This is a genomic window from Phocaeicola salanitronis DSM 18170, from assembly GCF_000190575.1.
In the GTDB taxonomy this organism is placed as follows: Bacteria; Bacteroidota; Bacteroidia; order Bacteroidales; family Bacteroidaceae; genus Phocaeicola; species Phocaeicola salanitronis.
Map to the genome: position 1 here is coordinate 2,066,930 of NC_015164.1, position 24,858 is coordinate 2,091,787.

Annotated in this window: 22 protein-coding genes, 3 tRNA genes and 1 other RNA gene; 3 read left to right on the forward strand and 23 right to left on the reverse strand. The window is 43.1% G+C overall.

The genetic code is table 11. The features are described 5' to 3' along the window. Window positions 1-234: 234 nt before the first annotated feature. Window positions 235-310, reverse strand: a tRNA-Pro gene (locus BACSA_RS08890). A gap of 178 nt (window positions 311-488) precedes the next feature. Here BACSA_RS08890 and BACSA_RS20190 point away from each other — a divergent pair. Further along, a complete protein-coding gene (locus BACSA_RS20190; RefSeq protein ID WP_013617776.1) occupies window positions 489-659 on the forward strand; it encodes a hypothetical protein in 171 nt (56 codons plus the stop codon). A gap of 221 nt (window positions 660-880) precedes the next feature. On the opposite strand, the gene BACSA_RS08895 is transcribed toward BACSA_RS20190, so the two are convergent. From BACSA_RS08895 to BACSA_RS08930, 9 genes are all read right to left on the reverse strand, one after another. Next, window positions 881-2,920 carry a M13 family metallopeptidase gene (locus BACSA_RS08895; RefSeq protein ID WP_013617777.1) on the reverse strand — a complete coding sequence of 680 codons (2,040 nt, stop codon included), beginning with the start codon at window positions 2,918-2,920 and terminating at the stop codon, window positions 881-883. Between the two features lie 137 nt (window positions 2,921-3,057). Continuing rightward, window positions 3,058-3,186 carry a hypothetical protein gene (locus tag BACSA_RS20750; RefSeq protein ID WP_262501256.1) on the reverse strand — a complete coding sequence of 43 codons (129 nt, stop codon included), beginning with the start codon at window positions 3,184-3,186 and terminating at the stop codon, window positions 3,058-3,060. Window positions 3,187-3,587: 401 nt separating this feature from the next. Next, window positions 3,588-5,525: an ABC-F family ATP-binding cassette domain-containing protein gene (locus BACSA_RS08900; RefSeq protein ID WP_013617778.1), complete on the reverse strand. Its 1,938-nt coding sequence runs from the start codon at window positions 5,523-5,525 to the stop codon at window positions 3,588-3,590. Window positions 5,526-5,825: 300 nt separating this feature from the next. Next, complete coding sequence (locus tag BACSA_RS08905; RefSeq protein WP_013617779.1) at window positions 5,826-7,094, reverse strand: adenylosuccinate synthase; 1,269 nt, start codon at window positions 7,092-7,094, stop codon at window positions 5,826-5,828. Window positions 7,095-7,106: 12 nt separating this feature from the next. Next, complete coding sequence (locus BACSA_RS08910) at window positions 7,107-7,568, reverse strand: Fur family transcriptional regulator (protein ID WP_041584327.1); 462 nt, start codon at window positions 7,566-7,568, stop codon at window positions 7,107-7,109. A gap of 73 nt (window positions 7,569-7,641) precedes the next feature. After that, window positions 7,642-7,908, reverse strand: a complete 267-nt coding sequence (locus BACSA_RS20195; protein WP_041583963.1) for a hypothetical protein — start codon at window positions 7,906-7,908, stop codon at window positions 7,642-7,644. Between the two features lie 196 nt (window positions 7,909-8,104). Continuing rightward, window positions 8,105-8,761, reverse strand: a complete 657-nt coding sequence (locus BACSA_RS08920) for a DNA alkylation repair protein (RefSeq protein WP_013617781.1) — start codon at window positions 8,759-8,761, stop codon at window positions 8,105-8,107. A 218-nt stretch (window positions 8,762-8,979) separates the two neighbouring features. After that, a complete protein-coding gene (locus tag BACSA_RS08925) occupies window positions 8,980-10,938 on the reverse strand; it encodes a dipeptidyl-peptidase 3 family protein (protein ID WP_013617782.1) in 1,959 nt (652 codons plus the stop codon). Window positions 10,939-10,941: 3 nt separating this feature from the next. Beyond that, window positions 10,942-11,409: a helix-turn-helix domain-containing protein gene (locus BACSA_RS08930; protein WP_041583964.1), complete on the reverse strand. Its 468-nt coding sequence runs from the start codon at window positions 11,407-11,409 to the stop codon at window positions 10,942-10,944. Between the two features lie 172 nt (window positions 11,410-11,581). On the opposite strand from BACSA_RS08930, the gene recQ reads away from it, so the two are divergent. Beyond that, window positions 11,582-13,402, forward strand: coding sequence for a DNA helicase RecQ (recQ, locus tag BACSA_RS08935; RefSeq protein WP_013617784.1), 1,821 nt, complete (start codon window positions 11,582-11,584; stop codon window positions 13,400-13,402). Window positions 13,403-13,461: 59 nt separating this feature from the next. Here the strand turns inward: recQ and BACSA_RS08940 are convergent. Beyond that, a tRNA-Phe gene (locus BACSA_RS08940) sits at window positions 13,462-13,534 on the reverse strand. 182 nt (window positions 13,535-13,716) lie between these two features. On the opposite strand from BACSA_RS08940, the gene ssrA reads away from it, so the two are divergent. Continuing rightward, window positions 13,717-14,113, forward strand: a transfer-messenger RNA (tmRNA) gene (ssrA, locus tag BACSA_RS19030). 538 nt (window positions 14,114-14,651) lie between these two features. On the opposite strand, the gene BACSA_RS08950 is transcribed toward ssrA, so the two are convergent. From BACSA_RS08950 to BACSA_RS09015, 12 genes are all read right to left on the reverse strand, one after another. Next, complete coding sequence (locus tag BACSA_RS08950) at window positions 14,652-15,809, reverse strand: lipocalin family protein (RefSeq protein WP_013617785.1); 1,158 nt, start codon at window positions 15,807-15,809, stop codon at window positions 14,652-14,654. 7 nt (window positions 15,810-15,816) lie between these two features. Then, window positions 15,817-16,179, reverse strand: coding sequence for a hypothetical protein (locus BACSA_RS08955; RefSeq protein WP_013617786.1), 363 nt, complete (start codon window positions 16,177-16,179; stop codon window positions 15,817-15,819). Between the two features lie 377 nt (window positions 16,180-16,556). Continuing rightward, the gene (locus BACSA_RS08965; RefSeq protein ID WP_013617788.1) at window positions 16,557-17,117 is read right to left on the reverse strand and encodes a hypothetical protein; all 561 of its coding nucleotides are present in this window, start codon (window positions 17,115-17,117) and stop codon (window positions 16,557-16,559) included. Window positions 17,118-17,715: 598 nt separating this feature from the next. Next, window positions 17,716-17,991, reverse strand: a complete 276-nt coding sequence (locus BACSA_RS08970; RefSeq protein ID WP_013617790.1) for a Txe/YoeB family addiction module toxin — start codon at window positions 17,989-17,991, stop codon at window positions 17,716-17,718. Beyond that, the gene (locus BACSA_RS08975) at window positions 17,979-18,269 is read right to left on the reverse strand and encodes a type II toxin-antitoxin system Phd/YefM family antitoxin (RefSeq protein ID WP_041584328.1); all 291 of its coding nucleotides are present in this window, start codon (window positions 18,267-18,269) and stop codon (window positions 17,979-17,981) included. Before BACSA_RS08975 ends, BACSA_RS08970 begins: the two co-directional genes overlap by 13 nt. A gap of 133 nt (window positions 18,270-18,402) precedes the next feature. Then, a complete protein-coding gene (locus BACSA_RS08980) occupies window positions 18,403-19,419 on the reverse strand; it encodes a DUF3871 family protein (RefSeq protein WP_013617792.1) in 1,017 nt (338 codons plus the stop codon). Between the two features lie 473 nt (window positions 19,420-19,892). Next, entirely contained in the window at window positions 19,893-20,549 is a 657-nt protein-coding gene (locus BACSA_RS08985) for a hypothetical protein (protein ID WP_013617794.1), read from the reverse strand. After that, window positions 20,509-20,694 (reverse strand): hypothetical protein, encoded by a 186-nt coding sequence (locus BACSA_RS20600; RefSeq protein ID WP_013617795.1) that lies wholly within the window; start codon window positions 20,692-20,694, stop codon window positions 20,509-20,511. The genes BACSA_RS08985 and BACSA_RS20600 overlap by 41 nt, the downstream gene beginning before the upstream one ends. Before the next feature lie 396 nt (window positions 20,695-21,090). Next, a complete protein-coding gene (locus tag BACSA_RS09000; RefSeq protein WP_013617797.1) occupies window positions 21,091-22,182 on the reverse strand; it encodes a hypothetical protein in 1,092 nt (363 codons plus the stop codon). A gap of 263 nt (window positions 22,183-22,445) precedes the next feature. Continuing rightward, window positions 22,446-23,345: a hypothetical protein gene (locus BACSA_RS09005; protein WP_013617798.1), complete on the reverse strand. Its 900-nt coding sequence runs from the start codon at window positions 23,343-23,345 to the stop codon at window positions 22,446-22,448. Between the two features lie 77 nt (window positions 23,346-23,422). Further along, window positions 23,423-24,643 (reverse strand): site-specific integrase, encoded by a 1,221-nt coding sequence (locus BACSA_RS09010; RefSeq protein WP_013617799.1) that lies wholly within the window; start codon window positions 24,641-24,643, stop codon window positions 23,423-23,425. A gap of 128 nt (window positions 24,644-24,771) precedes the next feature. Then, window positions 24,772-24,846: transfer RNA gene (locus BACSA_RS09015), tRNA-Pro, on the reverse strand. Window positions 24,847-24,858: the final 12 nt, after the last annotated feature.

A 24,858-nucleotide genomic window follows, 5' to 3' on the forward strand; every position in this document is an offset into this window, starting at 1 on the left:
CGGACGTGCGAGATCCAACCTCTTCGAGGTTACCGGGTATGCGAAGCAAGAAAGGGCCGGACGCGCAAGGTTCAATCTTTTTGAGGTTGTCCGTGCAGGCGATGTAGAAATACACAAACCTGTACCGCGCAAAGTATAAATCCAGCGTGACAAGCGTCACCCCAATTGTCAATTGAAAACAACGGCTGCTATACGAAAATGAAAGCGGCGAAAGAATTGCTTCTCTCGCCGCTTTGGTCGGAATGAGGCGACTCGAACGCCCGACCCCTACGTCCCGAACGTAGTGCGCTACCAACTGCGCTACATTCCGATCTTGTATCGTTGTCTTTCGATAACGGGTGCAAAGGTAGTGCTTTTTTCGATATGTGCAAAATATTTTCGAGTTTTTTTCATGAATATTGTAAATGAACACAGATTGAACACAGAGACACGAAGACACAAAGCTTTTTTATAGTCAATCAGAAATAAAATGCGAAAAATCATTTGTCATGCTGAGTGCCTATTTCCAATGGAAACTCCATTCGATTATGACAGGTATTGTCATCCTGAGCGTCAGCGAAGGATCTCGTAGGCATCCACGTGGATGTGAGATTCTTCCTCCCTACGGTCGTCAGAATGACAAGAGGGTTAAGGATAATCCGTCATTGGTAACGAAGTGAAGCATCTCGGATGCGCCCACGTGGATGTCTACGAGATCCTTCACGTTCGTTCAGGATGACAATACATCAAGATTTTTCCGCAAACCAATTTTGTTCTACTATAATTGACAATTGTGGTGCCGCATGGTTAATTATTAATTGTTAATTATTAATTGTCAACTCTCCGTGTCTCTGCGCCTCTGTGTTCAATAAAAGCTACGTTCACCCGTATCCAAACGGTTTTACCAGATGTTCACACGCTTTTCGGGAGCGATGTAGAGCGGGTCTTCCGGAGTGATTTGGAAGGCGTCATACCATGCATTGATATGAGGCAGCGCACCGTTTACACGCCATTCGCCCAACGAGTGCGGGTCGATTTTGGTATATACGCGGATTTGCTCGTCGCGGATGTTGCCTGCCCACAAGGTAGCGTATGCGATGAAGAAACGCTGGTCGGGGGTAAAGCCGTCTTTCACTTCCAGCGGAGCGTCTTTCGTCGCATTCTGGTATGCCAGGTATGCGATGTTCAGACCACCGTGGTCGGCAATGTTCTCACCCAATGTCAGCTGTCCGTTGGCATGCAAGCCCGGAAGCACTTCGATGTTGTTGAAGAAATCCACCATCACCTGCGTACGTTCCTGGAAGCGTTCGGCATCGCCTTCTGCCCACCAGTCTTTCAGGTTGCCGTCTTTATCGAACTGACGTCCCTGGTCGTCGAATCCGTGTGTCATTTCGTGCCCGATTACGACACCGATAGCGCCATAGTTGGCAGCATCGTCGGCATTCATGTTGAAGAACGGCGGCTGGAGGATGGCAGCCGGGAAGCAGATTTCGTTGGTAGACGGATTGTAGTATGCGTTTACGGTCTGCGGCGTCATCAGCCATTCGTCTTTGTCAACCGGCTTGCCCAGACGGCTCATCATGTCATCATAACTCCATTCAGAAGCACGGCAGATGTTTGCCCAATACGAGTCGTTCTTGATTTCCAGTTTCGAATAGTCTTTCCATTTGTCGGGATAACCCACTTTCACATGGAAAGCATCCAGTTTCTCGTGCGCACGCATCTTGGTGCTGTCGCTCATCCATTCTTGCGCGTCGATGCGTTCGCCCAGCGCTACCTGCAGGTTCTTTACCAACTGTACCATGCGTTCCTTAGCGGCTGCAGGGAAATATTTTTCCACATACATCTGCCCTACCAGTTCGCCCAATACGCCGTTGACCGTATTCACGGCACGCTTCCAGCGCGGCTGGTTCACCTGACGTCCCGACATTACCTTGCCGTAGAAATCGAAGCGGGCAGCCACAAAGTCGTCGCTCAGGCAAGAAGCGGCTGCATCCAACAGGTTGTATTGCAGGTAAGAAACGTGTTTCGAAAGCGGCAGGGAAGCAATCAGCTTGCCTACTTCCTGAATCGGCTCGATTTGCTCTACGTTCAGTTCGGCAGGAGCCTGAATGCCCAACGCCTTCATGTAAGCGTCCCAATCGATGCCTTTGATTTGCTTCTTCAGTTCCTCGTAAGACATCTTGTGATAGTTGGCTTCGGGGTCACGGCGTTCGGTAGCGGTCTTTGAAACCTTGGCAATCGCGGTTTCGATTTCCATCACATCGGCTACTTTCTGCTGCGCTTCGGCTTCGGAGAATCCGGCAAGGGTAAACAGTTTGCCGATGTATTTCTTGTATTCGTTGCGGATGTTCTCGGTGACGCTGTCGGTATCGAGGTAATATGACTTTTCACCCAAGTTGATGCCGCCCTGGCTCATCTGGAAAATATTGAGCGAACTGTTCTTCGGGTCGGCATATACATAGCAACTGAAGTAGGTGCCGACTCCCTGCGTGCGCAACAGTTCGATCGAAGTCGGGATAATCTGTGCCTTATCGGTCAATGCCGCAATCTTGTCCAGCATCGGCTTGACAGGCGTAACGCCCTGTTCGTTAAGTGCCACGCTATCCATTGCCAGGTTATACAAGTCGCCCACTTTCTGGGCAGTAGTGCCCGCCTCGTTCTGCTGGGCAGCCAGTCCTTCGATTAATTCGCGCAATTGTTTCTGGTTGTTCTCTGCCAGTTCATCGAATGTGCCAAAGCGTGAATATTCGGCAGTCAAGGGATGTGCATCGTTCCAGCCTCCGCATGCATAGCGGAAGAAGTCAGCTCCTGCGGATACGGTAGTGTCCATATTCGCCAAATCAATGCCCGAAGTGTTCGTGGCATTTTGTTGTCCGGTGCAGCTTGCCATAGCCAAGGTGGCAAACGCTGCTACAGCTACATAATGTTTTGTCTTCATACGTTTATTATATTGTTAAAAAACTTGTTCTTACCTAGAAGCTGTTTTGAATTTCTCCAAAAAGTTTTTCTTGGCTTGATGTATTCGTTTTCGTGTGTGCTTTGGGCGATAAATTCAAAACAGCTTCTATATTCCTTTTATTGAATATCCGCAAACAGCCAATGTAGGGGCGTATCGCATACGCCCGGATGCACCAACTTATCCACGTGGACGTTTTCGGGCGTATGCGATACGCCCCTACAGCCAATTTGGTAAAATGAGGACATTCATATTTCTTTTTACCTGTCATCATTCACCCTGCAACGGGGAGACTGTCTCAAAATAGAAATAGGCTTCCATTTTGTCATTCTGAACGTAGTGAAGAATCTCGAAAACACGAGCCGACGCACACGAGATCCTTCACGTTCGTTCAGGATGACAACACACCAATATATTTCCTGCCATGCCGGAAATTACGGATTGCAAATCCGCAAGGACAAAGTGTCCATCCGCATGGAAATTCTTATAGTAAAACAAAATTGGTTTGCGAAAAATTCTTGATGTATTGTCATCCTGAACGAACGTGAAGGATCTCGTGTACATCCACGTGGGCGCATCCGAGATGCTTCACGTTCGTTCAGCATGACAAATGATTTTTCGCAATTCATTTCTGATTGACTATAATTCTTCATTCCCTCAGCTCTTCCAGTTCCAGCGAAACGTTTTCCCATTCCGCCTCGGCTTCGGCAATCTGCTTTTTCAATGCCTGATGGGCTTCGTAAAGCTTCATGTCGGACGCGCCTTCGGGAGTTGCCATACGTTCCTCCAGCTGCGCGACCTGTTGTTCCATATCGCCGATGGAGGTTTCCAGGCTTTCTACCTGCTTCTCCAGTTTCCGGATTTTACGGTTGAGGTCCTTTTGCGCCTCATACGAAAGCCTGCCTTCGCTTGCCGGCTCCTTTTCTTCTTTTCCCTTCGAAACGGAAGGCGAAGACGAAAGCTGCAGTTCGTTCAGGTTGTCTATCTGTTTCTTTTGCAGGAAATCGTAAATGCCGCCGATGTGTTCCTTCACCAGCCCCCCGCCGAACTCATAAACCTTGGTCACCAGTCCGTCGAGGAACTCACGGTCGTGGGAAACAATGATGGCAGTGCCGTCGAACTCACGGATAGCGTCTTTCAAGACATCCTTCGAACGCATGTCCAAGTGATTGGTCGGCTCGTCCAATATAAGCAGGTTCACCGGTTCAAGCAAGAGCTTTATCATTGCCAAGCGGCTCCGTTCGCCGCCTGAAAGCACTTTCACCTTTTTGTCGGACGCCTCGCCTCCAAACATAAACGCCCCCAGAATGTCGCGTATCTTCAGGCGGATGTCTCCTTTTGCCACCCGGTCGATGGTATCGAACACCGTCAGGTTCTCGTCTAACAATTGTGCCTGGTTTTGTGCAAAATAGCCGATTTGCACGTTATGCCCGATGGTGAGCTTGCCTTCGTAGGGGATTTCGTCCATGATGCACTTCACCAGTGTAGACTTTCCCTCGCCGTTCTTTCCTACAAAAGCGACTTTCTCGCCCCGGCGGATGGTGAGGTCTACATCGTGGAACACGACATGAGCGCCGTATGCCTTCTTCAGATTCTCACAAATCACGGGATAATTGCCCGAACGGATGGCAGGAGGGAATTTCAGGTGGAGGGAAGCCGTTTCTTCTTCATCGATTTCGATGGGAACAATCTTCTCTAATTGCTTGATGCGGCTCTGCACCTGTACGGCTTTGGTCGCCTTGTAACGGAAACGCTCGATAAACTCTTCGGTATCCTTTATTTCTTTCTGCTGGTTTTCGTAAGCACGGAGCTGCTGCTCGCGGCGCTCTTTCCGAAGCACGACAAACTGGTCGTAGGGTACACGGTAATCGTAGATACGCCCGCAAGAGATTTCGATGGTGCGGTTAGTCACGTTATTGATAAAAGCCCTATCGTGGCTCACCAGCACCACAGCTCCCGGCTCGGTCTTCAGGAAGTTCTCCAGCCATTGGATGCTTTCGATATCCAGGTGGTTGGTAGGCTCGTCCAGCAACAGGACATCGGGATGACGCAACAACAGTTTGGCAAGTTCGATACGCATGCGCCAGCCACCGCTAAACTCGCTGGTCGGACGATGGAAATCAGACGGACTGAAGCCCAATCCCATCAACGTACGTTCGATGCCTGCCTTGTAATTGGCACCGCCCATCATCAGGAAACGTTCGTTCTCATGCGTAAAACGCTCTATCAAGTCGTGATACTCCTTCGAGTCGTAATCGGTACGGTCGGCAAGTTCCTGATTCATTTGCTGCAAACGATTCTGCATCTCGAAGATGTGCTCGAACGCCCTTTCGGCTTCTTCCATCACCGTGCGTGTATCGCTCAGCACCATGACTTGCGGCAAATAACCGATGGTTACGCCACGCTGCACGGCAACTGTTCCTTCTGTAGGGCGTTGAAGTCCGGCAAGGATTTTCAACATGGTCGACTTTCCTGCCCCGTTCTTCCCCACCAAAGCGATGCGGTCTTTCTTATTGATGACAAACGATACGTCTTCGAACAACGGAGTCACACCAAACTCCACCTTTAAACCTTCTACTGAAATCATATATCCGTTCTTGCTTTACAAAGTGTCGGCAAAGTTAGCATTTATTTCTGACTTTTTGCGCATTATATCTATAAAAAACAAACACAGAGACACGGAGACACAGAGGCTTGATTATAAATATCCGCATTTCACCCAATGAGCTGTAGGGGCGTATCGCATACGCCCTGAAAGCATACGTGTGGATAGGTTGACGCATTCGGGCGTATGCGATACGCCCCTACATGGGATGATTGCGGATATTCATTAAACAAAAAAACTCTGTGTCTTCGTGTCTCTGTGTTCAAAATATGCGATGAGATTTTATTCCGTATAACGTTCGATGGTCTGCGCACGGTCGGGACCTACCGATACAATCTTGACAGGTGTTCCGAGCTGTTCTTCGAGGAACGAGATATAGGCATTGAATTCTTCGGGGAACTCGTCTTCGCTCGTCATCTTCGTCATATCGGTCTGCCAGCCCGGCATTTCTACGTACACCGGTTCTACACCTTCGGTAATGTCGAAGGGGAAATCGCAGGTCTCTTCACCGTTCACCTTGTATGCCACGCATGCCTTTACCGTAGGGAATCCGTCGAGGACATCGCTCTTCATCAGAATAAGCTGGGTTACACCGTTGACCATAATGGCATAACGCAAAGCTACCAGGTCTATCCATCCGCAACGGCGTTCGCGTCCGGTTACCGCTCCATATTCATGTCCCAAATCGCGGATGGTCTTTCCGGTTTCATCGAACAGTTCGGTAGGGAACGGACCTGCACCTACACGGGTGCAATAGGCTTTCATAATGCCATACACCTCTCCTATCTTGTTCGGACCCAAGCCCAAGCCGGTGCAAGCGCCCGCACAAATGGTATTGGAAGAAGTTACGAACGGATACGAGCCGAAATCGACATCAAGCATCGTGCCTTGCGCACCTTCGCACAATACGCTCTTGCCTTCATTCAAGAGGCGGTTGATTTCGTGCTCGCTATCCACCAAGTGGAACTGGCGCAGGTATTCGATGCCTTCCATCCATTGCTTCTCGGCTTCGGTGATATCATACGAATAGTTCAGGCTTTGGAGAATTTTCTCGTGACGCGCCTTGGCAGCCGCGTATTTCTCGTCAAAGTGATGCAGGATATCACCTACACGCAACCCGTTACGGCTTACCTTATCGGTATAAGTGGGACCGATGCCTTTTCCGGTCGTACCAACCTTCGAAGCTCCCTTTGCCGCTTCGTATGCCGCATCCAGCACGCGGTGGGTAGGCAGGATGAGGTGCGCTTTCTTCGAGATATGCAGACGCTCCTTCAACGGATGTCCGCTTGCTTCCAGCGCTTCGGCTTCCGCTTTGAACAAAGCCGGGTCGAGCACCACGCCATTTCCGATAATATTGACTTTATCTCCTTGGAATATTCCCGAAGGAATCGAGCGGAGCACATATTTCTGACCTTCAAATTCCAGTGTATGACCGGCATTAGGTCCTCCTTGGAAACGAGCAACCACATCATAACGCGGAGTCAGTACGTCTACGACTTTCCCTTTTCCTTCATCGCCCCATTGCAAACCTAATAAAACATCTACTTTCATATATTTTAGTTTTTAAGTTTTCTTTCTTCTTTTCATCGACATACACTTGTTGCATACACCATATATATATAAGGAGTAATGCGATACGTGAAAGCCTTTCACTTTGGTATCGACAATGGCTTGTTTCAAGTTCTCGTCTTCGAACTCGGAAACCTTCCCGCACATCGTACAGATGATATGGTGATGAGTCTCGTTGTTGTACGAACGTTCATATTGCGAAGTATTGCCAAACTGGTGCTTGATGACCAGCCCCGCGTCTATCAACAAGACTATCGTATTGTACAAGGTAGCACGGCTGACCCGGAACTTTTCTTTCTCTGCCATGTACGAATACAGCATATCGATGTCAAAATGACCTTTGATGGTATAGATAGTATCAAGTATGGCATAGCGTTCGGGCGTCTTGCGATGTCCGTTCTTCTGCAGGTAATCTGTCAGAATCTGCTTTACCTTTTCTCTGATATTCTCTTCCATCCCTTCGTCATTTTGCGTCAAAGGTAATCTTTTTTACGTAATTTAGAAAAGGAATCTTCAAGGAATTAAGAATCTACTCAAAATTTCTACTGAAATTATACGAATTCCGCATTTTACCCAATTTCGGTGTGCTAATCAAACGCAGAGACGCAAAAGCACAGAGGAATAATTTAGAAACTGTTTTGAATTTCTCCAAAAAGTTTTTCTTGGCTTGATGTATCCGTTTTCGTGTGTGCTTTGGGCGATTTTTTGGTCCTTTTCGCTCCTGTTCTTCGTTAGATAGCCCGCTATCTTCCTCATCACACAAGCGAAAATGCCTCAAAAACTCATCCCAAATCATCGCACGATAAATTCAAAACAGTTTCTTAGACCATAGGAGAATTCATTTCCACAGACATCCGCTGTAGGGGCGTATTGCATACGCCCGAATGCGTTAACTAATCCGCCGTGACGTTAACATTCATTATTCAATTTCTCTAATTTATTCCTCTGCGTCTTTGCGTCTCTGTGTTCGATTTCTTAGAATAGTTTCCACTTCAGAACACGGGAAGTACATTTTCCGCCCACAAGCGCACATCGGGTTTCTCCGATTTCAGATACGGAGACAACTGCTTATGAAGCTTCTTGCGATTGGGCTCTGATTGCTCTGCAAACTTGCGCAACGCCAACGCCGTAGCCCGGCGTACCGTAAGGAATTCACTTTCAACCGAAGCAAATGACTGATCCAGAAATTCAGCTTCGGCACGCTCGTTCAATATCAAGCCTTTCCCCAAAAGGCGCGCCATAAGCAAGAAGCCGCACAACTGGAAATATTCACGTTCGTCCGCTATCCATGCAAACACAACTTCCGATGCATACGGAAGACGCTGGAAAAGATTCATGACGGTATACTCCGCCAGTTCGGGATAACGCATGCCTTCTATCCATATCTCTGCTATTTCGGGATAAAAAGTCTCGGCGGGCTGAAGCAAGCCTGCCATAATCTTGCATTCGCGGATATCTTCTTTCCACAAAGCCTGCGCCAGTTCATGACTCATCGGATATGCCGCGGCAATCTCCTTGACGCGGGGATATTCGATGCCGAAATTGACTTTATAATCCATCCCCTTCTCGCGCATGCTTTGCGATACCGGCCCGTTCATGAACAAACGGAACCTTGACTTGATTTCCTTTATCGTTTCGTGTAAATCCATTTTTAGTTGAATAGATGATTAGGAACCAGGCGAGGGTGTATCAAAATAAAGAATGACTACCAAAAAGTAATGCCATTCTGAGCAAAGCGAAGAAACAACGTCCGACGAAGTCAATCTCGCATGCATCAGCTTCTGTTTTCGAGATCCTTCACTACGTTCAGGATGACAAAATGAAAACTAATTTCTATTTTGATACATTCTCATATAGTACATAGTACCTAAAGATTTGAATACTCACGGCTATACCGTAACATCTGTTCGGCATACCCTTCCGTGTAAGCTATTTGTACATCGGTCACATTGCCTTCCGCATCGGTTTGAAGCGTGTAAACCGGATTGACAAAACCTTTATAAGGAGCCAAATGCAAACGCTCATAACGCTGCAACACTTCGGCATGCAACGCCGGATCTATCTGTACGCCATACGTTTCTACCAAACGGCGCGCAGCTTCATAGTCGCCTTCGCTCTTGATGCGTTGCACTTCCGCCAATAATTTTCCGAACAAGGCACGGAGCTGCACATAGTCGTTGACCCGCACGTATGTTTTCCCTTCACGCACAACCAACTCTACCACCTTCGCTTCCCTGCCTTGCTCCAATACCCAACGGGCTATCAGCTGACGGTTCCGCATGTGTGCTTCTTCTACCGTACGCCCCGGTTCTATCCGTACCAGTTGAGTCATCAGCCCGTTCATCATATAAGAATAATATTCTGCCTTATAAGCCTCGGCATCGGGAACAAGCCCCCATTCCACCAGCTTGGCATCGGCAAGATAATACAATCCGAACAAGTCGGCACGAGCTTCTTCAATGGTCGAACCGTACGCCCGCAGCGCATCGGCGTCTACGCCCGGAAGCAATTTGCCCGAGCCATGCCCCACACATTCGTGCAAATCGGTATGCAGGTCGTCGGTAATGTCGGCATACGTATCCAACAGCTTGCGTTCTACATCACTATACACAAACTCTTCGCGGAACCCGTTTCCACGTGCGGCACGGTTATAGGCTTCGGTCAAATTTCCGATAGTAACCGATTTCGAGCCATGTACGCTCCGAATCCAATTAGAATTGGGCAGGTTGATGCCGATAGCGGTCGAAGGATACAAGTCGCCTGCCAAGATTGCCGCAGTAATGACTTTAGCCGAAACGCCTTTTACCGCCTCTTTCTTGAAGCGGGCATCCACCGGCGAGTGGTCTTCAAACCATTGCGCATGGCTGCTGATAAGTTCGGTACGCCGGGTAGCTTCGGCATCCTTGAAATCTACAATCGACTCCCAACTGGCTTTCATGCCCAAGGGGTCGCCGTAACTTTCGATAAACCCGTTTACGAAGTCAATATGCGAGGCTGTATCTTTCAGCCAGGCGATGGAATACACATCGAATGTATGCAGGTCGCCCGTGCGGTAAAAATCTATCAAGAGACGGATGACTTCATGCTGGGATTCATTTTCGGCATATTCTCCGGCTTTCTCCAACCATCCGATGATTTTCCCGATGGCTGCCGAATACATGCCTCCTACCTTCCACACCTGTTCCTGAATCTGTCCGTCCACCTTCGCCAAACGGCTGTTCATGCCATACATAACCGGTTCCGTAGGACTTCCTTCCGCTTTCCGGGCTGCATAGAAGGCCTCAGCCTCAGCCTGCGTCACTCCTTCGTAATAGTTTGCAGCCGAAGTCAATACCAAATCCTCACCATCTGCCTGATTTACCCGCTTGGGCATTACATCCGGATTGAAAATTACAGGAAAGAGCTTGTCGCACATTGCCCGGACGCTTTCTCCTTTATTTACAGGAAGGACTGAGGGGTCTACCGATGCCATCAAATGGGTAAGATATTCCGCCGAGAAGCCGGGTACAAGCTTATCACACGCATAATGATGATGAATGCCGTTCGAGAACCAAATCCGTTTCAAGTAAATTTCGAACTGCTGAAAATCTTCCGTCGTACGGTCGCCCTGATAATGTATATAAACGGCTTCAAGCAACTTCCTGATTTGCAGGTTGTATTTCCCGTTCTGATCGAACAGGATATCCCTTCCTTCCAATGCAGCCTGCGAAAGGTAATACACCAGCATCTTTTGCTTCAGAGACAATCGCTCAAAGCCCGGCACACGGTAGCGCAAGATTTGCAGGTCTGCAAACTGCTCTACCGTATAATGAAATGTTTCCTCCATATTTTATTTGTTTGTAAGTTTCCGCTTCCGATATCCGTTCGGAGTTTCGCCCACATTCTTGTAAAAGGCAGCATAGAACGACTGGCGATTGGAGAATCCTACCATGACACTGATTTCTTCTATATTCTTATTGGCATACCGTTTGTCAATCAGCAGGTGCATGGCATCTTTGATGCGATATTCGTTCACCAAACACGAATAGTTCATCCCGAAACGGGAATTGATGACTGCCGACAAGTAACGCGTATTGGTTTTTAATTCCTTTGCCAACTCCTTTGCAGAATAATTCGCATCCTTATATTTTTTCTGCATAACCAAAATGTTCAGAATCTTATCATACAGTTCATCTGCAAGTTCAGCCCGGATCATATCGCGGTAAGCAGCTTCCTTGATTTTACGTTCTCGCATGTTGTAGGGCTTCCTCATAGGAGTTTCGTTAGGTTCTGTTTCTGTTTTGAAATCCTCTCTCATCTGTCTTATATTAATTGAATAGTTATATTTATACAAAAATCGAAGTTTTTTTTCTATTTCACAACATATTTACCGCTTATTTTTGGGAGAACCTCATTTTTTAGCAATAATTTCCATTTCCGAGGTATATTCGCATTATTCATTATCTTTGCACCGGAAATTTCAAACGCTTATGTTAAAGACACTCAAATCTTATTTCGGATATACAAGTTTCCGTCCTTTGCAAGAGGAAATCATCTCGTGCGTTCTCCAGAAGAAAGACACGCTGGTCTTGATGCCGACCGGAGGAGGGAAATCGCTCTGCTATCAGATTCCGGCATTGCTGACGGAAGGGACAGCCATCGTGGTCTCTCCCCTGATTTCATTGATGAAAGACCAGGTAGAGGCATTGCAGAATAACGGCATCATTGCCCGTGCACTGAACAGCAACAACGATGAGACCGCCAATGCCAACATCCGCTTCGAATGCCGCCAGGGAAGAGTGAAACTGCTTTACATCTCCCCGGAACGCTTGCTGGCTGAGATAAATTATTTACTGAAAGACATACACATTTCGCTTTTCGCCATTGATGAAGCGCACTGCATTTCGCAATGGGGACATGATTTCCGCCCAGAATATACCCAACTGGCTGTATTGCGCGAACAGTTTCCGCATGTGCCGATTATCGCACTTACCGCCACAGCAGACAAAATCACCCGGGAGGACATCGTAAAACAACTGGCAATGCGGGACCCGCAAATATTCATTTCGTCTTTCGACCGTCCCAATCTAAGCCTTGACGTAAAGCGGGGGTACCAGCAGAAAGAGAAAAACCGTGCCGTCCTCGAATTCATAACCCGCCACAAAGGAGAAAGCGGCATCGTTTATTGCATGAGCCGGAATACGACCGAAAAAGTAGCGGACATGCTGGAAGAACACGGTGTCAGCACTGCGGTATACCATGCCGGACTAAGCTCCACCATACGCGACAAGGCACAAGAAGACTTTATCAACGACCGTGTACAAGTGGTTTGCGCCACCATCGCATTCGGCATGGGCATCGACAAGTCGAATGTACGATGGGTCATTCATTACAACTTGCCGAAAAGCATCGAAAGCTTTTATCAGGAAATCGGACGCGCCGGACGTGACGGGCTGCCAAGCGATACCTTATTATTCTACTCATTTGCAGACATTATCATGCTTTCGCGGTTTGCCAGCGAAAGCGGACAGCAAGAAGTGAACATGGAGAAACTGAAACGCATGCAGCAATATGCCGAAGCCGATATTTGCCGGAGACGCATCTTGCTGAACTATTTCGGCGAGACAATGGACCACGATTGCGGCAATTGCGACGTATGCCGCAATCCGCCCCAACGCTTCGACGGAACGATACTGGTACAGAAAGCACTGAGCGCCATTGCCCGTACCGGACAACAGATTGGCACAAGCATCCTGATTGACATTCTGAAAGGAACAGCCAGTGCCGACGTAATCGAACGGGGATATGACAAACTGAAGACTTATGGAGCAGGACGCGATGTGCCGGCACGCGACTGGCAAGACTATTTGTTGCAAATGCTCAACTTGGGGTACTTCGAAGTGGCATACAACGAGAAGAATCATCTGAAAATCACCGAAGCAGGCAAAAAGGTGCTGTTCGGCCATGAACAGGCACAGCTGGCAGTCATCAAACGTGAAGAATACCCGTCTAAAACGACACGCCGGAAAAAGAAAACCGAACATCCGGCTCCAGCACCCGTCATCCCCTTGGCTTTCGAAGACGAAGACCAATCGCTATTCGAAGCCCTTCGCGCCCTTCGCAAGAAACTTGCCGACCAGCAAGCCATCCCTGCCTACATCGTCTTGTCCGATAAAGTCCTCCACCTGCTTGCTTCTTCCAAACCGACCACAATCGAAGCCTTCGGAGAAATCAGCGGCATTGGAGAATATAAAAAAGAGCGTTACGGCAAAGACTTCATCCAAGTCATCCGCCGCTTCACCTCCTCATAAAGACTGCCATAAAAGAAAAAGCAGCTATCTTTGCAGATAGCTGCCTGATTTTCGTCCGGTGGTGCCAACGGGAATCGAACCAGTGACACAAGGATTTTCAGTCCTTTGCTCTACCAACTGAGCTATGGCACCGAGATTTTTATTTTATGCCGCAAAGGTAAGCAAAATTTTCAGAACTGCAAACTTTTTGGAAAGAAAGTACATTTTTCGGTCAAGAAACATAGGACGTTATTGTCTCACCAAGATTTTTTCGTGGAAAAAGCAGATAAAATCAAAAATAATATGTACCTTTGCACCGAATCATATATACCGAAGGGCTTGACTGGATTTGACAGCAAGAGATGTGGTATGTAAGCATGCAGTGCGTCAGTGATTTGCACTATAATCTCAGTTACTGAACAATTATCTGGCAACGAAAACTATGCTCTCGCTGCTTAATCGAAGTACAGTAGATTAACTTTATTTCCGTCACAGTGACGGAAACGAGACATCGCTCAAAAGCTCTTGTTCCGAGGCGTTTGATCAAGCGGTGCAGCAAAATCGGGAATAGTTCCAGTCTAGCCTTGCGGCTGGAATGAAATTTTAAAGGCTAAGGCGCAAGTGGGTGGCTCTGGTCTTGCTTACGCACGAAAACCGGAGGCAGAGATAAGCATGTAGAAAGCATATGGCTTCCTTGTTTGGACGAGGGTTCGATTCCCTCCAGGTCCACTGGTTAAACGACAAAAAATCCGCTGAAAATCAGCGGATTTTTTGTTTTGATATGCCATGACCTGTTGAAATGTTGTAGATTTTTTGTAGGAGGAAAACAAAAAGGAGCTAAGTTTATCACTTAACTCCTTCATTTTCACCAGTCGGGGTGACTGGATTCGAACCAGCGACCACACGCCCCCCAGACGCGTACTCTATAGCGTAATAATCTTTGATTATCAGCACCGTATATTTCTCTTTAACTATTGGTTGACTTTATGGTTGACTTTGCAGCCAAAAACCAAGAATGAATTAATAATAAAGTTAATAATCTCTTTGTGACTAAAACCACATTACAAATATAATAATTTCACTTCTTAAAGACAACGGGATTGCGATATTTGTTGCTTCGTATATATATCTTTTTATGATTGTGCCTACTACAACATTTTAGTGAGTGGGGTTATATATGAAAGTTTCTCTTAAAAATGTAGTAGCCCTATAAAAGAAAAACAGCATAAGAGTTCCCTCAAATGCTGCTTCCTTATATATGTTTACTTGATTATTGCTTGAAATAGACCTCTGTATGTCCGTCCTCGTAAGTCAGTTTCATTTCATTGCCAGCTATTTCATAGCGGTAGGTTTCAGGCGAGCCGTCTCCAAAATCAATGATAACCTCATTCTCATTCACAGTATAAGAGAATGTATCTGTGCTTGAACTGTTATCATAAATATCTATGGATTCCCAACTTCCTGTATTGTCGCCATTGAAAGTAATAATTTCCTTGTTTCCTGCCCCTGTTGTATAGAGCCATTTGCCAATTAAAGGAGAAGCATTGGGGTTTTCAGAGATAGTACCATTATCTATATTTAGATAGAATGTATAGTCTCTTTGCTCTCCGCTATAATATAAAAGATGTAAGTTGTATTTCCATATATTAGTGGAACTGTCAAGCAAGGTATATTCTTTTTGGGTATCGCTAAGGACTTCAAAAGGAAGTTCATATTCTGTATTCCAAACTGTCTGCCCTGACTTACAATTATCTCTTGAAGCAAGGATATATTGCGGCTTATAGCCATAATTTATAGAAACACTAATAGCTTCCTCATAAGAAATGGGTACACCTCCAATAGTACCGTTTGGAAATGGACTTACATATATTGTGTCTCCCATGTCATTGTAGCAACAGTTTCCTACAAACACGGATTCCTTGTACCAATCAACAACGTATGACTGCTTAGCGTCTTTCATTTCTTTTAGATTACCTGTTGCTGTTTGAAACAGAATATTGTATTCGCTGTATGATTCACCGCTAAAGCAAACACTTGCCACGAATATGTTATTCTTGACACAAGCCCCATAGGTAGTAATGCTTGATATTTCAATATCCTTATATTCTCCATAACCTAAGTGTACAGTCCGCTTTCTATCAAAAGACCTGCTGTCAGTCCATTCCAATAATCTCTCTTTAGTAGTTCTGTCATAAGCACTAATCCACAAATGGTCATCTTTTAATCCTGAGAAATAGTTAATATTTCCCATATAGTTTGACCCTCTACATTCATAATCCATGATATTTAATCCATAAGTAGAAAAGGAATCTCCATTAGGATATATTTCTTCCATTTGAACTTGTTCCAATTCATCATCCCCACAGGAACTAATTCCCATGCTTAATGCAACCAATAAGGAGGTTGCTAATAATCTAAATGCTTTCATATTTATTTTAAAAGTAAAATCTATAAGTATTATCAGACTGGGAAACAAGCTCTACTTTAGAATATTGACAACCGTATAATGCCGAAGCATTCAGTAAGCCATTTGCATTATGTACGGTTACAGCGAGCAGTTTGTCATTATCGCCAACGTATATAACCATTGAACTATGTTCCGCTTGGCAAGCACTTGTTGGGAATATCTGAATGAATATTCTATTTGCAAAAGATAAATCTATATTTTCTGACATAGCGCATATCTTAGAATAGGTAAACATGTCATATTCCTCACTATCATTGATGATAGTATAAGGGATATAGTTATCAGACAAATAGTTTCTAACATTGCGAACGAAAATCTCTGAATTTACCATATAAACAGTTGTAAATTAGTTGTTCAATTTATTATAAAGATGTGGTATTTTTCCATTCTTATAAATATCCATAATCGCATGAATTATAAAGCCTATCATCCATTCCCTTGTTGGGTTAGGTGGATAGTGATAGAGTTTATAATCCCAATAATGAACTTCAACTCTCCAAGCAAAAGACTTATTATCCAAAATATATCTGTAATCTGTCTTGTCCTTAAAGAATATAAGTTGTACTCTATCTCCCCAATGCCTACCGTACCAAATAACCATATTGGTACATTCTTTATAGTAATCTTTTTGGTCTTGGTCTATATTGGATTTAATCCATATAGAATAAACGGATAAACATTGCTGATATGTATGGAGATTCGACTGCATTAAAAAGAAAGGTTTCCTTTTATTCTATGATTGGCATATATCATTCCTATGCAAAACATGGTTGTACATGTATCTTTCCATGCTTGCCATTTGGTTTGCCCATCCGTTGCATTATAGATATAGCATAAATCATTAAATGTGTCTTCACTACATTGGGTCAGCCAACCGTTTATAATAAAATCTTCCCTTGCATCCATATTTATTGCATCTTCAACATTTTCTATTAATCTTGAAATGTTGTTTATCGTAAATATTTGGAATAAGGCACTTTCATTTACAAAGCCTCTTTTCTTAAATTCATAAGTGGCTAACATTCCAGCAAAAGCACAAGATTTGAAAATTAATCTTGTTTGCTGACCGTCAGGCAAAGTAGAACGTATATTCTCAAAATATTGCCACATCATTTTAGTTATCCGCTCTGAAATGTTGTGTTCTATGGTAAGTAACTCTGGTATTTCCAAGACTTCGTTGTTGGGAAGTTGCCCCAAATTCACGCCTAAATTTATGGCATTCTTTTTAACCTCTACAAGTCCTTTAATTCTTGATAATGCGTCTATCATATTTTGCATATATTATGCTCACCTGTCCCCTATGGATAAGCAATAAAAAATAAGGTGTGGGAACTATATTTGTCTTATCCTGTGATGGGGCTTCTCGCATTGCCTTGACTGTGGATAAAACAATAGCAACCCACACCAATTTGACAATATCTAAGCCTTACAGATATAAGGTAAGTATATATCAATGGTGTGGTGCTATTGCTATCATCTTCACAGTCAGTTGAAATTTTGCGAGAATTTCATCACGAAGATAATTTCAATAACACCTTTCGTTAATTATGTCCTTTCAGTTTCCCAACTCAATGGGTTGCTGAAATTGGATGCAAAGATAACGAAAGGTATTTGAATAAGTATAGTCATAATAGAATAAATCCTGTTCTACATGTTCCAAAGCATATATACTGGTATAAAACAGGCTATATTTACACCTTGACTTTATAAATTGGGGTAGGTATCAAAATGAAGAATCCCCTTATAAAGACAGAATTTCTCAATTTGTTACCCACCTTGATTTATAAACTTCATTTGCCGATGTTTTTCATTTTATGTAAAAAAGAAAAGGACACCTCAACTTTAAGATGTCCTTTCCTCGTAAAAGTTATTTCTTTGAATAATGGTATCTCATGGAGAATATATAAACCTCTATGGTATCATCATGTACAGAATAAACAATCCTATGTTCCGAATTGATGCGCCTTGACCATTTCCCTGCCAATTCATATTTAAGAGGTTCGGGCTTGCCGATGCCTGTGTAGGGATGTGTTGCTATATCTTCCAACAAAACCCTAATTTTGTTCAGAATCGCTTTATTCCCGCTTTGCGAGAAGTATAGGTATTCTTTCCGTGCCTGTTCTGATAATGTTATTCTGTACATGCCACCCGTTTTAAGAAGTCCTCCATGCTTTCACCTTCGTTTTGAGAGATGCAATTACCATTCTTAATATCTTCTTCCCCCTTGCGTATAGCTTCCATTGTTTCGGGTGACGACATGATATATTCGGTTTCCTTTAAAGAATTGTATTCATCCAAAGAAATCATTACAACTCCCTTACCATTTCCACGATTAACTACAACGGTATCGCAATCATCAATGACCGAATCAATGTAACTTTTCAGATTAGTTCTTAAATCTGTGTAATTGGCTGTTCTCATACTTCCTCCTTTGTTGTGCTGCAAAGATATGTACTTATTTGCGTACTTACAAATATAAATGGTTAATTATTGAATATTTAAGGAAAGGACACCCATAAAGAATGTCCTTTCCTTTCTCAATCAATAAGCCCACTTAATCAATGAACCATTTGTAACGCTCATCCCCATGTAAAGCCGCATTGATTCCCAAAGCCATTTCAGTAGCATTAAGAGAACGGTCTAAGAATGAATCAATATAGCTTGACTTATTTGCACCCGTAAGCAGGTTATAAAATTTCCACATATTAAGCTCACTTCCAAAGCTGCCAAAGTTTTCATCGTGAATGTATGCTTTGGCTACGCTGTTAATCTGTGTATCTGTAAGCAACATTCTTGGCAATGCCTTTTGGTATCCTGTTGGCAGACATTGGTAAAGCCGCATCTTGCCCAATATCTGTGCGAACTGGTGTTCACTCATGGAAGTGTTGCCTAATTGCTGCATCAGATAAAGATGTTTGGCAGGGTTGTAGTTCCCAAACAGTTCCAATGCTGCACGATAGAGTTCTGTCGTGTTGCTTGCCCTCAAATCATCCTTGTAGCCATTGGTAAAGATGCACATGTTACAACAGACTTGGTTTTTAAAGCCTATTGCAAGACGGAACAATTCAGGAACTTTCTTTGAATAAAGATTCATCTGATTGTACGCCCTTACGCCTACAATAGAAAGATTCAGCCTGTTTCCTCCAACAGTTTCATAAATGGTTGGAATGTCAATGCTGAAAGCCGCCCTTTCATAGTAGATAGTCTTGTCAGATTCCAAAAGTTGGTTGGCAGGTTTGTGGATGGCTTCAGGGATTCTGCCTTTAATGATATGGCTTACACGAATGTCTGCCTGTCTTACGGTTTCACCACTAAAGAAAGACAGTGCCGCTTCTTGTATGGTTTCCACAAATGCGGCATGGTTAATGGTCAGTTCGTTGTCTTTGGCGAACACGGGAGTAATGCAGTCATGTTTCAGATGATGCAAGGTCACTTCCTGCGTGTTGGCTTCAATGAAATGGTTGGCAGGTCTTACAGGTTCGTCCACGATAATGGTTGCTTCTTCTGCAAATTCACCCAAATTCATTCTCTCACGGTTCTGTGCCTGTAGCATGATAACTAAATTTCTCATAATGATAAATTGTTTAATGGTTATTGATTGATTTAACTTTGGAATTGCACAAAGCCCATATCGCTTTGGATTGCTCCATAACGATTTTTGCTTTACTACAATTCGCTGAATTACTTTTGAGTGTTATTACAGTTAGACTATCTTACATTTATGCTGTATTGTGCCGCTCATTAGCAAGTCAATCAATAGGGTTGGGGTGGGTAATAAATTTTATGAAGTTGGCGGGGTGGGTAGGTGTCTGCCAATTTTCATTTTTCTTTTGCAGGGTGAGAGGGGGCGTAAATTGGTGGTATGGTATCTCCTGCAACATTTTGGAGATTGGGATTATAAAACTCATTTTGCATCCTGTATGTTGCACCCAACTAAAAAAATCAGACTTTATGTGCTTATAAAGTGGAATTAAGGTAGGACGGGGATTTTTCGTACCATCTATTAATTTAATAATAATCAGTATAAAAAATCCCCACTACCTGTTATTTGGACTTGAAAGCCATTTTAAGAAGGTCTTTTGGGGGTTGGATAATCCACTCCTTACGTTGCTTGGCTATATCATTGTCTAATAATAGCTCTTTTGGGGTAAGCTCTAATCCGTTGGGTATGAATTTCAACAAACCTGCATTATATAAATCCAAATTGTAACTTTCCACACTCTTTTTACCCATTTTTAATTTTTCAGCCAGTTTGTTAGAAGTAAGCAATATCTTGTTATCCTCCGCTATCAATAGGAGCTTGATATAATATCCTTTCACTTTAATATCCAAATCCACTTTCATAAAGAGGTGGGACAGGGTTATAAAGTTGGGGCGTTCTATGGGTGGGATGCAGTAAAGACTTCTCATTATAAAATCAAGATAGGGAATTGATGTAGGTACAGGGTATCTCTTTCTGACCAACACGGCTTCTATATCCTTATTGAAATTCTTTAGTGCAGTTTCTTCCTCTCCAGTCCGCTTAGCTAAATCCTTAATTCTCCATCTGACTTTATAATAGTCATTTCTGTATAAGGACAGGCAGAAGAACCTGTACATGTTGGGTGGGGTGAGTTTATCCACTATGGATTTGTTAATGGTGGCATAATCCTGTCTGGTGCTACTTACCCTGTTTTGCAGGTGCTTTAATCGTATCTTCATATTCATTAGTAGCTGATTGAATAGTATTGGTAAACTTTAAATCTTTTTTCTCACGTTCCATTTTATAATAGTAGGCAGTTCCAAAGTATATCTTGGCTTCCTTTCTGTTATGGAACTTCTTCCCTGTTGGCAAATGAATTATCATGTAAACTCAAGTATTAGTAAGTTAATAAGCCAGTTTCTGCAATGAGATATAATAGGTAGTAACCTTTCCATTCTTCTTTCTCCTTGTCTTTAGATAGTTGTTGAGATTAGCCCACAACCCAATATGGACTTTGTTATCTTTCACTCCTTGTCTAAGAGCCTTAGCCCTTATCTGCTCATAGGTAAATTCTTCCATTTTAGAAATTCTGAATAGTTTGTAGTCCGTCAATCTATGTGGTGGAATTATCTGTCTGTGGTACTGTAAAGATAATAATTCCATAAGTGGGGAACTAATGGTAAGACCACACATTTAGTAATCAGACTTTAAACTATTCAGAATGTCTAAGAACTTGGGGAGAGCAAGCCCACCTGTCACATGGGCTTTGTTGTTGGTGGCTTATGCTTCCAGAGCCTTTTTCAATATTTCTATAAAGTCATTTTCTTCTTTGACCTCTTTCCAGTCTTTTTCTGTATAGTTCAGCTCTTTCAATTTGTTTAATGCTTCAAATGCCTGTTCCTCGCTTGTGGATTTGGCATAACTGTTGAAGTCTTTGATGAAGTAACGTTTGGTAATGAAACTGACGCTCATATTGGCAGCCTTGCATAAGTTGATGAAATTGTTACCTCTTTCTATTTTAATTTCTACGCCATTGGGAAATGTTATTTCCTCACCTTTTAAAGCCTTGTTCACTTGTTTGTCAGATATGCTTTTACCTGTATAAATCAGCATGGCGGTAGATGGATTGAAACCTTCATTCAACAATTCTGCCACATTTTGGAATAGTTCATCTTTAGTGGTCAGAGAAGCTACAATCAATCTGTCTTTCTTATCCCAACTGCTGCCTACATTATTAATATCAACCAAATATTCTCCTACGTTTTCAATGTCTCTTACATGAACATTTGGAATCAGATTCTGATATTCTCCAGTTGCAATCAATTTGGCAAACGCTGTACTTCTGTGCTGCCCGTCAAGGATAACGAAGTAGTCTTTGGCTTCCTCTTTAGTCAGTTCCTTTCCATTGATGTCCGTTACAGTATAACCAGCTTCAATCAGTTTGGATGCTTCCATTACGATAATGGGGAAAGCCTTGTCATATTTATTGGCGGCTATCAAAGCCATAAAACCATCCACTTTCTTGGAACTTACAGGTCGGTTGTTCTTGACAAATGCTATCTTCTTCTGCTGTTCAGTTCTTGCACCTGTTTCTTCATCCACTACTGAGAAAGTGAAAGAACTATTAACTGCTTTCTCTTTGGATATTCTTTCAAACTCCTGTGCCTGTTCCATTTGAGCTTTGGCTTCATCAACCACTTTCTGCTGTGCGGCGATTACAGCATCGTTTCTTTTGCCTTTTATAAGGCGGTTCAATTCTTTTTCTTCTTGTTTAAAGACCTTAGTCAGTTCTTCTATGTTAACCATAGTTACGTTGTTTGATTTTGTACTCTTATTTTCCATCTCTACTGCTTTAATATTCAAAGTTTCCATATTCTTTTCTTTTTTAATTGTTATTAAAATGTTCTGTGTAACCGTCCAACCTATGTACACTTGGCTTTCTGATTACGCTGCAAAGGTGAGAACTTTGGAGAAAATTAAAGGAGAGTAAAATTTTGAGGATTTTGGTTCTCCCTTAACTTGCCGCTTTGCAAGTCCTGTCCCTTTGACGCTGCAAAGGTGGGGAGAAACCATGAGGATAAGTGAGAGTAAAAAATAAGGGAGATGTTACTCTCCCTTAGACAAATGTTTGATTTTCAATAATTCTTGTTCTGTACATTCCATGCAAATTTCTTGTTCTTGCTTAAATATCCTTTTAGTGTAGTCTTGTCTGAGAGGAAATTATCATTGTCTGAGATTCCTGTTAGATAGATAAGCTGTGATATTAGGAATGTGACATCGTATGCGTTCTTTCTACCTTTCCTATAATTGGTGTCAAAAGGTGATAGGAAATTGAAGAACATTTTGAATGTTTGGGCAAACAGGCAGATTCTTTTCGTGTAGCTTGTTGTAATTTGCTGTTGTTTGGGATAAGTGCTTACCATTTCTATATTGTCATATAGGTGTTCTGTGTCAAACTCATCTTTAGGGTTCAAATCATCCAAATGTTCTTGGCAACATGAAAGTATGAACTTGATTGCATTGGCGGTTTCTATGGTATGTATGGTTTTCCCATTCACTTGTAAGGATAAGGTCAGTTCTTCCTTGAATGTTATATGCTCTGTAAGGGGATTGGCATTGGGATGTTCTTCATATTGGGATATGTTTTGGAAAAGTTTCTTTATCTCGCTTGCAGGTGTTTCCCCATATTCAAACGCTTGCCAGCACTTACCGTCCACGTAATCCTTTATAAACAGAATGATAAACCAAAACTTATCCTTGTCTAACTGCAAAGCTGATAGGGCAGTTTGAATTTCCTTGTCCTTTTTATATTCCTCATAAGTCAGCGGCATTTCAATAAGCCTGTTGTTGTACCTTTCTTTAAAGGTGGGTATGGCTTCGCTTCCCTCTAATGTCCCTCCCTGTACTTCTTTAGGCATTGCAGGATGTATTATCATGGCAAACTGCCAAACATAATCTAAAATATCATCTTCCTCTTTTGCTTCTAAAGTGGGGTAAACCGCATCTATATTTGTGAACTTGTCTATTGGTTGCATATTCTTATGTAATGGTTGTATATGCAAAGTTAATGAATAAACCCTACCTGCATGGAAACAGATAGGGTTATTTAAGATTAGAGTAAATTCTTCATGGCATCATCCACCTGCTCATTATCAAATTTACTTAAATAAATCTGTGTGGTTTTTATATCTTGGTGTCCCAATGCTTGTGAAATGATTCCTATGTTTACTCCTGACTTCTTCAAAATTGTGGCGAATGAATGCCGCGCAACATAAGTGGTGACTTCTGCCGTAATGCCTAACTCCTTTGCAAATGCTCTTAATTCTGTATTGATTTGGTGGCAAATTTTATGCACCCTATTGTTTTGCTGCATAGGTGTAACATGGCGTTTGTTATGAAGTATAGGAAACAGATAGCCAGTCTGACGCTGATAGTAGCTATATTTTTGAATAATCTGTTTGGCTCTGTCTGTTAGCATTAAATTTATGCTCCCATGCGTCTTTTGCCTTTTATAAAGCAATCTATCTTCCACAATATTTGTCCCTGTCAAGTGGGCTATATCTACAAATGAAATTCCACCACACAAATAAGAGAACGTAAATATATCTTGTGTAAACTGTCGTCTCTCGCTTGCATGGCTGCAATCTGCATCTATAATTTTAAGAATATCATCTTTAGATAACGCTCTCTTGGCTGTCTTGGTATTGAAGCGACTTAGTTTGTATTCAATGAATGGAGTTTTATCCCTGCTGACAATTTTGGCTTCAATGGCTTTGTTAAATGCAGCCCTTAGACTTCTGAACTGATAACTTATGGTAACATCGTTGTTGCCTTTCCTGCGCATCCATTTCTCAAATTTCTTACAAAACTCTACATCAATATAGCTAAAGGTGTAATTTAGTTTCTTCCCTTTATTGAAGTTCTTTAGTGTTCTGTATGAATTAAGGTAAGCATAGCTTGTCCCTATCCTACCGTCCTCTTTCAACTCTTTTATTAAAGACAGGTAGAACTCTTCCACCGTTTGGGCTTTGATGTTCTTGCGTTGTTCATAAACTAAAGAAGTCGCTGTAAACTCTTCCTCTCTTGATAATTTTTCTATTACCTTAGTATGGTATTCCGCTTTGACTTTTAAAATGATGCTTTGAATTAATTCCTTGTTAGGACATTTGGGCTTTGGCTCTCCTTTGGTAAAATCCCAATATTGGGGATTAACGGAAATGCCCAAACTTTTCATTACTCTTTTTCTGTCTTGCGTGATTCTTAACATCAAAGGATGTTCCCCATTGGCAAGTGTCTTGCTCTTGAAACAAACTACTGCAATCGTTACGCTCATAATTTTGCGGTTTACACAGCGGTTTACACAACTACCCTTGCGAGGGTATGTTTGGGAGCATATAAACAAAAGGCATAAAAACTAAAAAAGGACTGACAATCGTTTGATTATCAATCCTTTTTCACCAGTCGGGGTGACTGGATTCGAACCAGCGACCACACGCCCCCCAGACGCGTACTCTAACCGGGCTGAGCTACACCCCGTCACTTTTGTTT